Below are 1,174 nucleotides of genomic sequence, written 5' to 3'. Positions count from 1 at the left end.
AATTGCTTTATAGTCTTTCCATTCAGACTTTTCTCCTTGAGGTCTCCTGAGTCGTACTTTTCCACCATCTGCACTTATAGCTTTTCTCAGAAAGATGAGGTACAATAACAGCAGTGTGTAAACAGTTAAAAATATTTGACGATGTAACTTGTCCGAACGCAAACTCGATGGCTTTTCCTAACTCTTGATAATTAGTAGTCTTGATAGAACGGAGAATGATTTTAAGTTTTGACCACAGATTCTCAATTGGTGAAAAATCGGGTGAATAAGGTGATAAGTATATTAATTTTGCGCCTTTCTTTTCAAGAGCTTTTTTGACTTTTTCTCCCAGGTGAATAGGACAATTATCCATCACCACACAAGCACCTTTTCAGAGTTTGGGTACGAGTTTTCTGATAATAAAAGCTTCAAATGTAATTGCATCAGTTCCGCCTATTAGATTAACCGATGTCAAAATTTCATTGACTGACATTGCTCCAATTATTGAGACATTTTTGCCACGTTTAGTTGGTTTGGGCCCCTTGGCTCTGTCACCTTTTTGCATACCTAGCATATAACCTCACCCTTGCCAAATTAACTCCCGATTCCTCAAGGAATATTAAGTCTTTCAAACTAATTTTTTTAATTGTTTCCCAGAACTCACATCGCAGGATTTGAACTCGGTCTGTGCCTTTGCCTGAAGGGAATAGAGTTTTTTTTTACAGTAATGTTTAAGAGTTTTATCATTCTTCCTATGGTAGCTCTACTAACGGAAAATCCGAGTTTTCCATAAAGTAAATAACAGAGTTCTTCAAGAGTTGCATCATTATTTTCTTCAATCAATTGGGCCAAGATGAGTAGTGGCTCCGCATTGAGTTTGCCTTTGACTCCACATCGGTCAGTTCTCGGAGTAATGTTTTTTGTTTCACGATATTGTTTAAGCAATTTTTGTACAAAACTCAGGGCTACAGAAAAACGCTTAGCTATTGCTTTTTGTGAAATGGGTTCAGCATGATAAGTATCAAGGATTTTTTGCCTAAAATCAATCGAATAAGCTTTCATTTTTAACAATGTATGAAGTTTGGTACAAGTAAACGTGTTGTGAATCAACCATCGCGCATTGGTAACAAGTTAGAAAAGAGTAGATTTTGTCAATACCCCTTTGTGTAGAAATATAATTGAATAATAATGATAA

At 35.9% G+C, this 1,174-nt stretch carries 1 pseudogene; it reads right to left on the bottom strand.

The window, feature by feature from the left end:
- Positions 1-86 precede the first annotated feature (86 nt).
- Positions 87-1,041, bottom strand: a pseudogene (locus tag QUA07_RS29905) (IS630 family transposase).
- Between the last annotated feature and the right edge of the window lie 133 nt (positions 1,042-1,174).

Origin of the sequence: Microcoleus sp. T3_A4, assembly GCF_036700465.1 — a bacterium.
In the GTDB taxonomy this organism is placed as follows: Bacteria; Cyanobacteriota; Cyanobacteriia; order Cyanobacteriales; family Microcoleaceae; genus Microcoleus.
This window is presented reverse-complemented; position numbering and strand designations above follow the sequence as displayed.